The sequence below is a fragment of the Lysinibacillus sp. PWR01 genome (assembly GCF_043359455.1).
In the GTDB taxonomy this organism is placed as follows: Bacteria; Bacillota; Bacilli; order Bacillales_A; family Planococcaceae; genus Lysinibacillus; species Lysinibacillus fusiformis_F.
Genome location: NZ_JBHERJ010000005.1, coordinates 22023 through 36450 on the forward strand (window position 1 = coordinate 22023; position 14428 = coordinate 36450).

The 14428-nt window shown below is 38.1% G+C and carries 11 protein-coding genes and 1 riboswitch; of the genes, 3 read left to right on the forward strand and 8 right to left on the reverse strand.

Features of this window, described 5'->3' with window-relative positions; translation table 11 throughout:
- Position 1 precedes the first annotated feature (1 nt).
- From ACEVFT_RS00650 to ACEVFT_RS00675, 6 genes are all read right to left on the reverse strand, one after another.
- The gene (locus ACEVFT_RS00650) at positions 2 to 898 is read right to left on the reverse strand and encodes an ABC transporter permease (protein WP_393947574.1); all 897 of its coding nucleotides are present in this window, start codon (positions 896 to 898) and stop codon (positions 2 to 4) included.
- Between the two features lie 13 nt (positions 899 to 911).
- On the reverse strand, positions 912 to 1835 hold the full coding sequence (locus ACEVFT_RS00655; protein WP_205446714.1) for an ABC transporter permease: 924 nt from the start codon (positions 1833 to 1835) through the stop codon (positions 912 to 914).
- Between the two features lie 65 nt (positions 1836 to 1900).
- The gene (locus ACEVFT_RS00660; protein WP_393947576.1) at positions 1901 to 3484 is read right to left on the reverse strand and encodes a glutathione ABC transporter substrate-binding protein; all 1584 of its coding nucleotides are present in this window, start codon (positions 3482 to 3484) and stop codon (positions 1901 to 1903) included.
- A 492-nt stretch (positions 3485 to 3976) separates the two neighbouring features.
- A complete protein-coding gene (locus tag ACEVFT_RS00665) occupies positions 3977 to 5329 on the reverse strand; it encodes an aspartate aminotransferase family protein (RefSeq protein WP_342442384.1) in 1353 nt (450 codons plus the stop codon).
- Positions 5330 to 5362: 33 nt separating this feature from the next.
- Positions 5363 to 6892, reverse strand: a complete 1530-nt coding sequence (locus tag ACEVFT_RS00670; RefSeq protein WP_393947578.1) for a CoA-acylating methylmalonate-semialdehyde dehydrogenase — start codon at positions 6890 to 6892, stop codon at positions 5363 to 5365.
- A gap of 22 nt (positions 6893 to 6914) precedes the next feature.
- Positions 6915 to 8327 carry an amino acid permease gene (locus ACEVFT_RS00675; RefSeq protein ID WP_342533826.1) on the reverse strand — a complete coding sequence of 471 codons (1413 nt, stop codon included), beginning with the start codon at positions 8325 to 8327 and terminating at the stop codon, positions 6915 to 6917.
- A gap of 233 nt (positions 8328 to 8560) precedes the next feature.
- Between ACEVFT_RS00675 and ACEVFT_RS00680 the strand changes: the two genes are divergently transcribed.
- Positions 8561 to 10129, forward strand: coding sequence for a PucR family transcriptional regulator (locus ACEVFT_RS00680; RefSeq protein WP_393947580.1), 1569 nt, complete (start codon positions 8561 to 8563; stop codon positions 10127 to 10129).
- Between the two features lie 54 nt (positions 10130 to 10183).
- Here the strand turns inward: ACEVFT_RS00680 and ACEVFT_RS00685 are convergent, their stop codons facing one another.
- Positions 10184 to 10978 carry a carbon-nitrogen family hydrolase gene (locus ACEVFT_RS00685; protein ID WP_393947585.1) on the reverse strand — a complete coding sequence of 265 codons (795 nt, stop codon included), beginning with the start codon at positions 10976 to 10978 and terminating at the stop codon, positions 10184 to 10186.
- A gap of 96 nt (positions 10979 to 11074) precedes the next feature.
- Between ACEVFT_RS00685 and ACEVFT_RS00690 the strand changes: the two genes are divergently transcribed.
- Positions 11075 to 12244: a pyridoxal phosphate-dependent aminotransferase gene (locus tag ACEVFT_RS00690; RefSeq protein ID WP_393947587.1), complete on the forward strand. Its 1170-nt coding sequence runs from the start codon at positions 11075 to 11077 to the stop codon at positions 12242 to 12244.
- Positions 12245 to 12719: 475 nt separating this feature from the next.
- Here the strand turns inward: ACEVFT_RS00690 and ACEVFT_RS00695 are convergent, their stop codons facing one another.
- On the reverse strand, positions 12720 to 13223 hold the full coding sequence (locus ACEVFT_RS00695) for a PPC domain-containing DNA-binding protein (protein ID WP_393947589.1): 504 nt from the start codon (positions 13221 to 13223) through the stop codon (positions 12720 to 12722).
- A 122-nt stretch (positions 13224 to 13345) separates the two neighbouring features.
- Positions 13346 to 13450: riboswitch (SAM riboswitch) on the forward strand.
- An 89-nt stretch (positions 13451 to 13539) separates the two neighbouring features.
- Here ACEVFT_RS00695 and ACEVFT_RS00700 point away from each other — a divergent pair.
- Positions 13540 to 14370 (forward strand): MetQ/NlpA family ABC transporter substrate-binding protein, encoded by an 831-nt coding sequence (locus ACEVFT_RS00700; protein ID WP_393947591.1) that lies wholly within the window; start codon positions 13540 to 13542, stop codon positions 14368 to 14370.
- Positions 14371 to 14428: the final 58 nt, after the last annotated feature.

The following is a 14428-nucleotide window of genomic DNA, read 5'->3' on the forward strand; positions in this document are numbered from 1 at the left end:
CTTAATTATTTTTTATTTTTGGATCTAATACATCTCGTAATCCATCACCTATTAAGTTAAATGCTAGTACGGTTAAAAATATTGCAATGCCTGGCATGATGACTACGTGTGAAGATGTCCCTAAATAGTCACGCCCACTACTTAGCATTACTCCCCACTCAGGCATTTCAGGGCTTGCACCTAAGCCTAAAAAACTTAAACCAGAAGCTGCTAAAATGGCTGTTCCTATACGCATTGTGACAAAAATGATTAATTCACTAATGGTTTCAGGGAAAATATGTTTCCACAGCACTCTAACATGCGAAGCTCCCATTGATTGTGCTGCCTCTACGTATACATTCTCTTTCGCATTCAATGTAGCACCTCTGACTAAACGTGCAAAAGATGGCACACTAAAGATCATCACAGCAATGATGACATTATTAATACCAGGACCCAATAAGGCTACAATGGCAATCGCTAACAATAAATCAGGGAATGAAAACAGTACATCACAGCTACGCATGATGATTTTGTCAATCCACCCACCAAAGTAACCGCTAATTAAACCTAAAATAGTTCCTAGTATTAAGCCTAAAAATACGGCACTAAAACTCACCATCAAGGATATTTTTGCGCCTACTATCAAACGACTAAAAATGTCTCGACCATACTCGTCCGTTCCTGCCAAATGACTTGCACTTGGTCCCTCTAATAAAGCATCATAATTGGGTTCAAAAGGATCATACGGTGCGATATAAGGTCCAATAAAAGCGACTACAATTAACAATCCTATAAAGATACTTGCTACCAAAGCAGCCTTTTGTTTTTTAAAAGACTTCCAAAATTCTTTAAGAGGAGAGTATTTTTTATGTGTATTTTGCACTTGGCTATTTTGCACAGTAGTTGGTGAAGTCATTTTGTTCCCTCCCTTAAGAATTTAATTGGATTTTTGGATTTAACACGGTATAAAGGACATCAACAATTAAATTAACTAAAATAAATTCAAATGCAAATAACAGCAGTGCAGACTGAATGACGGGATAATCTCGAAATGCGATCGAATCGATTAGAAGTCGTCCCATTCCTGGAAAACTAAAAACTGTCTCCACTACCACCGATCCTCCTAAGAGAAATCCAAATTGTAAACCTGCTACAGTTACCACAGAAATCAAGGAATTTCTTAAAGCATGGGTCACAATAACAGAGTGTTCTTTCAGTCCTTTTGCTCTCCCTGTTCTTATAAAATCTGCTTGTAACGTTTCAAGCATGGAAGAACGAGTAAATCGAGCGATCATTGACATAATGCCAGCTCCTAAGGTCAAGGAGGGTAAAATATAACTAGAAAAGCCGTCTAATCCACCTGTCGGAAATAACCCTAGCTGCACTGAAAATAATTGAATCAATAATAAGCCCAGCCAAAATCCTGGAATCGAAATGCCAGAAACAGCCGTTACCATTCCAAAATAATCAGGCCATTTGTTTTTATTGATGGCAGAAAGAACACCAATCACCAAACCCATTAATGTAGCCCAAAACATGGAAAGGAAAGTAAGATGAAGAGAAGGCATAAACCTTGTTTTAAACATATCAATGACAGGTAGTCCTGTTGTTAAAGATGTGCCAAGCTCACCCGTCATAAGATTTTTCATATAATCCACGTATTGTTTAAGAATGGGTTTATCTAAACCCAACTCATGCCGTACATTTTCAACATCTTCTAGCGTGGCATCTTTACCAGCTACTAATCGTGCAGGGTCACCTGGTATGAAATGAATGAATAAGAATGTTAATATGGAAATGACAATTAATATCGGTATCATTTCAACGGTTCTTCTTGCTATATATTTCCACACGCCGCCTTCCTCCTTTCTATTTTGTAGAAAAGGAATTGACTAGCACCAATTCCTTTTATTGTGTTTTACTCCACTTTTGCATTTTTCACATCTAGTCCACCTGTCGGGTTTACTAGTACACCGCTGACATTTGAACGTACACCATATACAACCTCATCTACCCCTAAGAAAATCCAAGGTGTATCTTGATAAACGATTTCCTGTAATTTTTCATATAGTTCAGCTTGGCGATCTACATCTGAAATGGAGTTAGCTTCATCCATTAATTGATCTGCCTCCGTATTATGATAGTAAGCTGTATTTGCACCATTTGGTGGGAATGATACGCTATGGAAAAGAGGCTTTGTCGCATTCGTTATATCCGAAGCATAGGCTGACCAACTCACATACCACATTTGTAATTTCGCATCATCTGGTGTTTGTGCACCATAGATTTCGTCTGATAAAGTGCCTTCTTCCATTGATTTAATTTCTACTTTTACACCGATTTGACCTAACTGTTGTTGAATAAACTGCATGCCTTTCATCGTATCCGAGTTTGTGTTCCCCCAGATTTCAATATCGAAGCCATCAGGATAGCCTGCCTCAGCTAACAATTCCTTTGCCTTTTCAATATTGTGTTCATACATTTTTTGTTGCTTATAATAAACGGTTTTGGAAGGAATAATGGAGTCTAATGGTACACCCAGCCCTGCATTCACCACTTTTAAATAAGCATCCTTGTCCACCGCATAGTTAAAGGCTTGTCGAACTTTAATATCATCCAAAGGTTTTTTATAAGTATTTAAGGAAACATAGTGTGCAATTGTAGAAGGAACCTTATTAACTTCTACATCTTTACTATTAGAAAGCTCATCAATATTTTGAGCTGGCACTGGATAGATAACCTGTGCATCACCCGCTTTTAGCATCGCTACGCGAGATCCGTTTTCTGGCACTGGTTTATAGGTGATTTTAGCAACACGTTCTCCACCATCCCAATAGCCATCAAAGTTTTCAATTGTTAAATGGTCTCCTTGTACCCATTCAACAAATTTATAAGGACCTGTACCAACAGGTTTTTTAGGTATATCTGCTGAATTTTCTTTAATCATTTTTGGACTAATCATTTTGGCAACTCCGAATCGAGTAATCATTGGTCCATATGGTTCTTTTAAAGTAACTTTAATTTCATAGTCGCCTAGAATTTCAACATTGCTGATTAAGCTAAAGCCACGTGAATATAAGCGTAAGCTTTCATCATTCATGATTCGTTCAATATTGGCCTTTACAGCCTCAGCATTAAACTGTTCCCCGTCATGGAAGGTAACCCCTTCTTTAAGTTTGAACGTATAGACAAGAGCGTCTTCACTAATTGAATAATCATCTGCTAAAACCTTAATAATTTGTCCATCTGCATCGAAGCCTAGCAAACCTTCTAGCATTGTCTCCTGTACAGAACTCGAATTAGTATCCCCTGTGTTATGCGGATCCATTGAAATAAAATTTTCATTTACAGCGATGACAAGTTCATTTTTAGAACTAGCTGTACCTGATTCTGTAGTAGACTTATCCCCAGTATTTGATGCGTTAGAATTGTCTTTCTCTGCGCATGCTGCTAAAAGCAACGTACATAGAATTACAAAAACCAATTTTTTAACATAATTCATCTCATCTACTCCCTTTGTAAAAATATATAAAAATATTTCTTATAATTTAATTTAAGAAATATAATTACCAAAAAACATTTATTTTCTCCACTGCTGAAAATAAGTAGGTAAAAAATTAACTATATTTTCTTATGATTAGACAATTCAATTCAGGCAAGACATCGCTTCCTGAACTATCACAATTGCTTTTAATCAGAAAGTATAGTTCAAATTACAAGATGTATTTATTCCACTGCTGAAAATAAGTAATTAAAAAAATATACCCTATCAGGACATTTCTTAAAATTTTTATCAGAAAATTAATTATTTTTTAACAACTATAAACTATGAAATCTAATATTTCCAGTATTATTTTAATAAATTTCTGAATTTTATAATTATTTTTATTGAGCTATAATAATTATCCCTATAGCTCATTTATGCTCCAAAGTACTACAATAAAAGCTCTAAAAGCCTTTATTACGCGGCTTTTAGAACTTATATGAATAGTCACTATAGCGTATTTAAACTATTCACAACCACATTTAATATGCGGTCAAGATCTTCTTGTGCAATATTAAGTGGTGGTGATAACGTTAAGACATTATTAAACCCTGCTACGGTAGCTCCATTTTTCCCAATGATGACCCCTTGCCCTTTACATGCTGCAATGACAGCATTCACTTTCTCCACTGGTAAAGGTTCTTTCGAAACTTTATCTACCACTAATTCAATTCCAATCAATAAACCTTTGCCTCGTACATCCCCTACATTTGGGTGATGCTGTAATTCTTGTTGCAATGTTTCAAGTGTTGCAGCACCAATTTCCTTAGAACGGTCAAATAACGCCTCTTGCTCAAGAATCTCAATATTTTTTAATGCGACTGCACATGCCACTGGTGAGCCACCAAATGTATTTACATGGCGGAAATAGCCGTATGCATCTGAGCCTGTAAATGCCTCATAGATTTCTCGCTTTACCGCTGTAGCTGATAGTGGTAAATAAGCACTTGTAATTCCTTTCGCCATCGTAATAATATCAGGCTTCACACCATAATTCATAAATCCAAAGGGCTTACCTGTTCGACCAAAACCACAAATAACCTCATCCACAATCATTAAAGCGCCGTGTTTTTTACATACTTCCTCAATACCTTTTAAATAGTTTTCTGGAGGCATAATGACACCACCACCTGTAATAATAGGCTCTAAAATCATCGCTGCAATCGTGTCGCTCAGTTCCCATGTCATGGTTTTATCTACAGCCTTTACACTTGCTAAATCTAATGGCGCGCTCGTATCACTTTCATGTTCACGATATTGATCAGGTGGTGCAACATGGATAAAACCTGGTGACAGTGGCTCATATTTATATTTACGTTCTGCCTGCCCTGTTGCCGCTAATGCCCCAAAGGAGTTACCATGATACGCACGGTAACGAGAGACAACTTTATAGCGAGAACTTTGCCCTTTTTGCTGATGATATTGTCGCGCTATTTTAAATGCTGTTTCATTTGCCTCTGACCCACTATTAGAGAAGAAAATAACGTAATCGCCACCAAGCATTTCATTTAGCTTTTCAGCTAATTCTACTGCAGGCAAATGTCCCTGAGATAAAGGTGCATATGCATTTTTCATCATTTGTTCATGCGCTGCATCCGCTAATTCTTTACGACCATAACCAACGTTGACACACCATAGCCCAGCCATCGCATCAATATATTCTACACCATCTGTATCAATGATTCTTGCACCATCAGATTTCTCCACCACATACGTAGCCTGCGGATTATAAGGTTTCATGGAATGCCATACATATTGCTCATCCTTTGCTAATACATCACTTTTAAGATTGATCTGCGTCATCGCCAAACACCCCTTACTATTATTTTTCTTACATTAGTTTTTCGCATCGTCATTACTTGGGAACGCAAAGGAGCTTGCTGTATCCTCTGTCTCATCAGGCCAACGTTCAGAAATCGTTTTTGCCTTTGTAAAGAATCTCGCCTGATCGGGGCCAAACATATGCCCTTCACCAAACTTAGATCGTTTCCATCCACCAAAGTTGTGATAGCCAACTGGGATTGGGATTGGCACATTAACCCCTACCATGCCCACTTCTATTTCTTCTTGGAATTTACGTGCCGCCGCTCCACTGCTTGTAAACATTGTGACACCATTACCAAGCTCATGATCATTTATTAAATCGATAGCCTTTTGTAGAGAGTCCACCCCCACTACAATACGTGCTGGACCAAAGACCTCCTCTTTGAAGATCGTCATTTCTGGTGTGACATGATTAAGTAAAGTAGGACCAAGATAAAAACCATTAGACTTTTCACATACTTTTGGATTTCTTCCGTCGATGACAAGATTTGCCCCTTCACTGACTGCCCCATCGATATAGCGTATAATTGTATCCTTGGACTGTTTAGTGATGACTGGACCAAAATCGACGTCTTGCTCTGTATAAGGCCCAACCTTTAGTTGAGAAATTTTATTTTTCAATATTTCCGTAAAACGTTGCTCCGTATCCTTACCTACAACAAGTGCACCGGAAATAGCCATACAGCGCTGAGATGCTGCGCCATATGCTGCTCCTAAAAAGGCATTTGCGGTTTGTTCTAAATTGGCGTCTGGCATAACAATCATGAAATTCTTTCCACCACCAAATGCTGCCACACGTTTATTATGCTTTGTCCCAGTTTGGTAAATATATTCAGCAACAGGCGTGGAACCAACAAATGAGATAGCTTGAATCTCTTTGTTTTCTAACAATTCATCCACTGCCTCTTTGTCACCATTGATAACTGTCCAAATACCATCTGGCAGACCCGCTTCTTTCCATAATTGGCTCAAGTATAATGCTGAAATAGGTACACGTTCAGATGGCTTTAGAATAACGGCATTCCCCACTGCAACAGCCATACTTGTAATTGCGAGAGGTACCATAACAGGGAAATTGAATGGTGCGATCGTAGCCACTACGCCAAGTGGCGACTTGGCAGAAAAGGCATTAATATTACCACCCACATTAACGGAGTACTCCCCTTTTAGCATTTGTGGGGCACTGATCGCCATATCCACTGATTCAATCCCCCGAACAATTTCACCCTTCGCGTCTTCCTTTGTTTTCCCACTTTCCTGGCAAATCACAGCGATAAGCTCTTCCTGCTTTTCTACTAACAGCTGACGGAATCGATGTAATACTTCTACCCGCTTACCAATGGATGTTTTTTTCCATGCTGGAAAGACTTCTTTTGCAAGCCGAATAGCATGCTTTACCTCGTCTCTAGAAGCAAGCGGTACTCTTGCAATGACCTCACCTGTTGATGGATTATATACTTCTGAGAATCTGTTACTTGTACCTGCTACCTCTTCTCCTTTGATAAAATGTGTTAGCGTTTTCATTTCTTGCTGAACTGTCATAATGGATCACTCCTTCATCGTCTTATTGTTCAAAATCAAACTCGTCTTTTGTGAAAAGGGAACTTGATTCATCGGCTTGTTTAATCACCTTTTTCTTTTGAGTAAGCATATAGAAAATCATCACAATGGCCACAATAACGCATGTAAATAAAATTTGTGAGCGCATTGACTCTATAAAGAACATCGCAATGAGTAATGCTGTTGTTGCTAGTATTGTGAAATACGTTAAATACGGGAATAGCCACATCTTCACCTTTAATAGCTCTGGATTTTCTTGTTCAATCTTTCGTCGCATTCTTAATTGTGAAAAGGCAATGATTAAATAAAGAATTAACGTAATAGCACTACAAGAACTTAATAAAAACATAAATACTTTATCTGGCGAAACATAATTCATTATGACCGCAATATACGAGAAAAATGTTGCGGCAAGTATGGCATTGACAGGTGCACCATTTTTGTTTAATTTTAAAAACGCTTTTGGTGCTTCTCCTTTTTCCGCTAAAGAAAACACCATTCGTGATGTAGCATAAAGTGCTGAATTTAGGCACGATAATACTGCAGTTAAAACAACAAAATTCATAATTTGTGCAGCAGCAGGAATACCAATATAGTCAAGTACCGCTACATAAGGACTTGTTAAAATATCTGAGGAATGCCAAGGTAATAGCGTCACAACAACTGCTATAGAACCCACATAGAAAATTAAAATACGCCAAGTAATAGAATTGGTAGCTTTCGTAACAGCTGCTAAAGGTTCATCCGATTCACCAGCAGCAATGGCCACGATCTCTGTCCCCATAAAAGAAAAAATAACTATGACGACACCCATTAGAACAGCGCCAAAACCGTTTGGTAAAAAACCACCCTGCTCAACTAAGTTGGTCATACCTACAGCATTAAAGTTGGGGGCGATACCAAAAATAATAAATGCACCGAGACCAAGAAAAACGACTATACTTGCAACCTTAATAAGAGAGAACCAATACTCAAACTCACCAAAAGCTTTGACAGAAAGAACATTTGTTAAAGTAAGTGCTACGGTTAATAACAGACTTACTAGCCATAAAGGAATCCCGTCATACCAATATTGAATAATGGCTGCTGCCGCTGTTGCCTCTAAAGCAATCGCAATCACCCAGAAAAACCAGTACAGCCATCCAATCATAAAACCTGCCCACGGACCAATGGCTTCATGTGCATAGTGTGCAAATGACCCACTCGTTGGATTGACAGCCGCCATCTCACCTAGCATACGCATAACTAATACAACGATAATTCCTGCAAATATATACGATAAAATTGCCCCTGGGCCAGCTAAGTTAATGACCGAGCCACTTCCCATAAATAGACCAGCACCGATTACTCCGGCAATCGCAATCATCGTCATATGCCGCTTTTTTAATCCTCTTTGCAAATGCGTTTGTTGCCCCATATCTGTCACCTCTTTTAGTAAATTGCTTGATCGCTTACAAAAATCTTACATCTTTCATAACGTTGAAGTAATAGACAAACTGTAAAATTCTATACTTTTGTTTTATACATAATGTAAAATAGACTAAATATTCTTAAAATAATTTAAAAACGATTTTCTAAGATAATTTGTAGCACTAAGCAGAAATAATCAAAATTAATCTGAAGATAAGTATGTCAAAAGGAGGGGCAAAATTGAGCCCATTTCAACTAAAAGTACTAGATGTTTTGAACAATAAATATTTTCAAAAGGCAGAGGTAGTAGCAGGACATGAGGGATTAACAAGAATCATCAAATGGGCACATGTTCTAGAAATCATACATGTTGATAATTTTTTAGTTGGTGAAGAGTTAGTATTAACAACGGGGATAAGTCTCCAACATAGCATTGAGGACTTTACTGCATTTATAGAAGCCATCATTCAAAAAAATTGTGCCGCTCTTTGTATTGAATATGGCTCCTCTATTCAAGCAGTTCCTGAAGCAATATTGGCACTAGCTAACCGTCATCAGTTTCCTATTATCGTTTTTCATGAAGCGGTTCCTTTTGTTCGTATTACACAGGATTTACATAGCCAAATTATCAATCAGCAATATTTATTGATCTCTTCGCTAGAATCTTACTCACAAGCTTTGAACAAAAATGCAGTCTTAGGACAAAACACAGAGGATATTTTACAAAATATGTATAATGAGTTAAAAACACAAATCATGTTTTCCATTAAGGGACGGGCGCCTATCTTTTTTCCGAATATGGCACACAAAAAGCGTCAGCAATTACTAGCATTGCACAAGTCTACTCAACAATTTAAACATGAGCCTATTTTTATTTTTGATCAACATTATGCTGATTTAACACTTTATCGGGAAGATGGGCTTTTCTCAGAGTTTGAATTATTAATATTGGATCGTACAGCAACAGCGTTAGCACAGCTTTTAATGCGAGAGTTTTATATTGAGGAAAAAAAGAATATTGAGGATGCTTCGATTTTAGCCGATTGGATTGATCAAAAACTGTCTAAGGAGGAAATCTATAAATTTATCGTTACACATTACGCTAACTACACACAATCTAGTGGGGCTGTCTTTATTTTAGCCTCTCCTCATACTTTGACAAAGGCACAAGAGGATATTGTCTATAGTAAGCTTTATTATCGTAATCTCTTTGAGCAGCATGGCTTTATTCCGTTTTTGTTTGAAAGAAAGAGCTATGTTATTTTTATTTTACTTCATACAAAAGATAGTAAAGCCACTCGTGATATGTTAAATAACCTGTTTTCCTCCTTACCCAAAACTGAATTTTATAAAAAGCAGCAAACACAGGGCTATCAGATAGCCGTTGGGAAAGTGGTTTGTGATGTTGATGAAATTCCTAAAAGCTATCAAACTGCCCTAGAAACCTTATATATTTGTCGAAAGGTACAAACGTCCTCGTTCTTTTATGATGATCTGCATTTATATCATTTAATCTATAAATTACAAATGCAAGTGAATTTACAGGAAGTGATATACGACTATTTACAGCCCGTTATTGAATACGATGAAAAATACAATAGCAAGCTCCTCGAAACATTACAGGTGTATTTACAAACAAATGGCTCTAAACAGCAAACAGCGAACCAATTGTTTATTGTGCGTCAAACACTCTATCACCGCTTAAAAAAGCTTGAAAGTTTACTAGGTAAAAATTTTATGAAGGGGCATAACCGCATTACACTTGAATTTATGCTACTAGCCAATTCATTGATCGAGGATAAGAGCTAGAAAAAAAGTTGGCACGCTCAAAAGGGGATCTCCCCTCCTATGCGTGCCCCTTTATTACCCTTTCACAACTACATCCTGATACAGTCCAGGTCTGCGATCATCGTAAACAGGGATTCTTCCACGTACTTCATCGACAATAGAAAAGTCTACATCGATCACCGCTACTTCCTCGTCCTCAGCACCAACCCAAAGTACTTCTCCCCAAGGCTGAATAATCATAGATTGCCCATTAAAATTTTCTACCTTTTTCGAAATACGATTAACCGCTATGACAAAGCATTGATTTTCAATTGCACGAGCCTGCAGCAATGTTTTCCAATGGTCAATCCTTGGAGTTGGCCACTGCGCTGGTACAAATAATACCTTTGCTCCTTGTAATGCATGGGCACGTAACCATTCTGGGAAGCGAATATCATAGCAAATAACACCAGCAGCTTCAATGTCACCTAGAGCAAAACGATTCATTTCATTCCCTGCCTCTAAGTAAAGATGCTCGTCCATTAAACGAAAAAGATGTGCCTTGCTATATTCCCCTACAAGCTCTCCATTACGATCAAAGGTATACATCGTATTATAAAATTTGTCGCCTTTCTTTGTTGAAACAGAGCCACCAACAATATGTACATCTAGTTCCTTAGCTAGTTTAGCTAAAAAGGCTTTTGTCCGCTCCCCATCGCTATCCGCTAGCTCAGGCAGTTTTTCCAAAGCATAGCCTGTATTCCACATTTCAGGTAACACAATGATTTCTGCCCCTTGTTTTGCAGCTTCTCGAATCTTATCCTCAGCACGTGCAAAATTTTCTTCAACTTTGCCAAAGCCAACATTTAATTGAATACAACCGATTTTCATATCTATTCCTCCTCTAGACAATTAACAGAAAAAGTAATACTATTTGCTTCATATTCTTCAATAATAATTATTATATTCTGAAAAAGGTGATTATGCATGGAATTCTCTAAAAAACTACAGCAACTACCCACTCAATTTTTTGCAGCACTCGTTCAAAAAGTAAACACGGCCTTAGAAGAAGGACGTGATGTCATTAACCTTGGGCAAGGAAATCCCGACCAACCCACACCTCCTCACATCATTCAAGCATTACAGGAGGCGGCTGAAAACCCACAAAACCATAAATATTCACCATTTCGAGGTATTGCTGAATTACGCCAAGCAGCTGCCGACTTTTATCAACGTGAATATCATGTGGAACTAAATCCTGACACGGAGGTAGCGATTCTTGGTGGGACAAAAATCGGTCTAGTTGAACTACCTTTAGCTGTGTTAAACCCTGGCGACACGATGCTCTTACCAGACCCTGGCTATCCAGATTACTTATCAGGTGTCGTATTAGGAGATGTTAATTTTGAAGTGATGCCACTTTTTGCTGAAAATGATTTCTTACCTGATTATGATGCATTATCTGATGAAGTGAAAGAAAAGGCAAAGCTACTTTACCTAAATTACCCGAACAATCCTACAGGTGGTACAGCAACACTTGCGTTTTTTGAAGAAACTATTCGTTTTGCGAAGGAACACAATATTATCGTATCACATGATTTTGCTTATGGAGCAATAGGATTTGACGGTAATAAACCAATTAGCTTCCTACAAGCAGAGGGTGCAAAAGAAGTTGGGATTGAAATGTATACCCTATCAAAAACCTATAATATGGCAGGTTGGCGTATAGGCTTCGCCGTTGGGAATGCCGAGATTATTGCTGCTATTAATCTTATTCAGGATCATCTGTTTTGTAGTCAATTCCCTGCTATTCAACAAGCAGCAACAGTAGCACTGACAGCTTCCCAACAATGTGCGGATGAACTACGAGCTACTTATGAGCGTCGCCGAAATGTACTCATTGAAGAAGCTCAAAGAATCGGCTGGCATGTTACGGCTCCAAAAGGCTCCTTCTTCGCATGGCTCCCTGTACCACTAGGCTATACAAGCGAACAATTTGCCGATCTATTGCTTGAAAAAGCTGATATTGCTGTGGCAGCTGGCAATGGTTTCGGTCAATATGGCGAAGGCTACGTCCGTATCGGTTTGCTGGTAAGCGAGGAACGTTTACGTGAAGCAATCCATAGAATCGAGCAGTTACAATTATTTAACAAATGACAATATCATCAATAGATTATTTGTGAAAGGTGAAAAGGCCTTCCACCCCAATCCATAAAAGTGTTATCGTCTTAACAAAGGTTGTACAAATAAAATGAAGGTGTACACTACTCATTTTTATTGAGGGTTGTTGTGACTAATCATCTCTCCACATTGAAAATAAGAGCCTATCCTCTCTCTAATCATACAAATAATGAGTTATTTTGTTCACTACTACTAGTATGAAAGAGGGAAAGACATTTTTACAGAATGGTTGATTGGAGTGGAGCCAGCGTCACTCTTAGGGGGATTTAGCGTCACAGAGGAGACCCTGGAGCGAACGGAAGTGAGTGAAGCGGCTCATCGGACGCCCCCTGGAAAGGACGCTGGCGGAACGGAAATCAACCCCTCACCTTGCTAAAAGGTCTATTTCTGCTAGTGACATGATCTTTTTTCCACAACATGTGTCCTGTAGCTAACTCTAGCTACAGGATCATTATTTTTCAATTTTCCTTGGCTGCCCTAAACCATTTTCTAATGGATAAAATTGAACATGACCTGTTTCATCATCCAATTTTCGAATATGTTGAATACCTTGTACCTCAGCGAGTACTAGGTCAGCAGTAATAACAGGATTTCCCCCTTTTATTAAATGCCCACCTGACACAACACCCCATTGATCACTCATAGAACCATGGAAATGTGTTTCATATCCCCCATCACGCTTACACACCACACCAGAGCCTTGAATAAATTCAAGTGGTCCATCTTTTTCAACCACATCACTAAAACGAACTTGAATCTGAGCTGTTGCATCTGGCACTAAATATACAAAGCTACTTTTTTGAAAGCTACCAATACAGCTAACAATCGTTGCTGACTCAATATGATTCTCTTCACAGAGCGCCTCAATTCCCTCAATGATATCTGTCCCTGTTAGAAGACGAGCACTAATAACCCTACCAAATGAACCTATACCATAATTAACTCTCACAGACATTGTTATCCCTCTTTCACGTCGAAATATTATAATTATATAAAAATTTTAAAAATTAATTATTGACTTACTATACCCTATAAATTATATTAGTTCTATCGGAATTACAAAAAAATATTATAAATCTCTTATCAAGAGTAGCTGAGGGACTGGCCCTATGAAGCTCGGCAACCTCCTTTTTAAAGGAAGGTGCTAAATCCTGCAAACGATCTTCGTTTGATAGATAAGAGAGGACATCTTTTCATGAGCCTCTCTTAGTTTGTAAGAGAGTTTTTTTATTTTCAAAAAACCGATAAAAACAATCTTGGAGGTAGTTTTCATGAAAAAGAAAAATAAATTTTTAGTAGGTTTAGCAAGTTTAACATTAGTAGCAGCTCTAGCAGGTTGTGGCTCTAAAGAAGATAGTAAAGGCCAAGCTGAGGCAATTGATGGAAAGAAAATCGTCGTAGGTGTCACTTCTGGTCCACACGAGCAAATTGCAGAAGTAGCAGCTAAAGTAGCAAAAGAAAAAGGGCTAGAAGTAGAGCTAAAATCATTTTCTGACTATGTTTTACCTAATACTTCCTTAGCTGAAGGTGATCTTGATGCGAACAGCTATCAACACGAACCTTTCCTCGATACATTTAATAAAGATCATGATACAGATTTAGTCCCAGTGGGCAAAACGATTTTGAATCCAATGGGTATCTACTCTGAAAAATATAAATCCTTTGATGACATTCCGGATGGTGCAACATTTGGCCTACCAAATGACCCAACGAATGGAGCACGTGCCCTCTTTGTTTTACAAGAAGCTGGCTATATTAAGCTAAAAGATGGCGCAGACTTAACAGCCTCGATCCGTGATGTAGAAGAAAACAAAAAGAATTTAAAATTCATTGAATTAGAGGCAGCTCAAATTCCTAAACAGCTTAGTGAAGTAGATGTAGCAGCTATTAATACAAACTTCGCATTAGAAGCTGGCATTAACCCTAAAGACGACTCTATTTTATTGGAATCTACTGACTCTCCATACGTGAACTACATTGTCGTACGCGCTGAAAATGAAAATGACCCAACAATTAAAAAGTTCGTTGAGGCTTACCAATCTGATGAAGTACGTCAATTCATCGAAGAAGAATTCAAAGGTTCAGTAATCCCTAGCTGGTAATACATTCAGGAAGCTTCTATAAGCCGAAGAATCTGCCGAAATTCCTCTATGGGAAGAC